The organism is Lacinutrix sp. MEBiC02404 (assembly GCF_053601575.1).
Genome location: NZ_JBSHNV010000198.1, coordinates 1 through 312, shown reverse-complemented (window position 1 = coordinate 312; position 312 = coordinate 1). Strand labels below are relative to the sequence as shown.

The window sequence follows — 312 nt, the reverse complement described above, 5'->3', positions numbered from 1 at the left end:
AAGCTATTCGGTTCATCAGAACCAAAAGAAGAAAAAGTATTGCCTTGGATACCTTTGAATGCTATGCCGCAATTGCAATTTATCGAAGAAAAATCTAAAGTAAAAACACAAGTTATATTTAAACATTCTACGCGATGTGGTATTAGTAGAATGGTAATGAATCAATTTGTTGCGATGTATAGTTTAACGGAAAAAGATTTAGATTTATATTATTTAGATCTTCTAAGCTATAGAGAAATCTCTAATGAAATTGGTGTTCAATTTATGGTCATGCATGAGTCTCCACAGTTATTAGTGATAAGAAATGGAAAT

Annotated in this window: 1 protein-coding gene; it reads left to right on the top strand. The window is 30.4% G+C overall.

Going from position 1 to position 312, the window contains the following annotated elements:
- Positions 1-312: bacillithiol system redox-active protein YtxJ (gene ytxJ / locus ACVCXO_RS12170; protein ID WP_452229863.1), on the top strand; the 312-nt coding region annotated here is incomplete at both ends.